Below are 219 nucleotides of genomic sequence, written 5' to 3'. Positions count from 1 at the left end.
AACTTTCTCCTGGCAGGAGTTGTTAAATGTCTGATTCTTCGGGAAAACTAAAGCTAGGCGCATTAGTTGCACTTGTGGTCGGCTCGATGATTGGTGGCGGGATCTTTTCGCTGCCGCAGAACATGGCTGCCCGCGCCGACGTCGGCGCGGTTCTAATTGGCTGGGCAATCACCGCTGTGGGCATGCTGGCCTTGGCGTTCGTGTTCCAGACGCTGGCCA

At 56.6% G+C, this 219-nt stretch carries 1 pseudogene; it reads left to right on the top strand.

Annotation, left to right across the window (positions count from 1 at the left end):
• Positions 1 to 26 precede the first annotated feature (26 nt).
• Positions 27 to 219, top strand: a pseudogene (locus tag J5M56_RS26610) (arginine-ornithine antiporter); the annotation flags it as partial.

Source organism: Pseudomonas sp. 51_B, from assembly GCF_017491595.1.
In the GTDB taxonomy this organism is placed as follows: Bacteria; Pseudomonadota; Gammaproteobacteria; order Pseudomonadales; family Pseudomonadaceae; genus Aquipseudomonas; species Aquipseudomonas promysalinigenes.
Note: the sequence above shows the minus strand (reverse complement) of the source record. Positions and strands in the feature narration are given on the sequence as shown.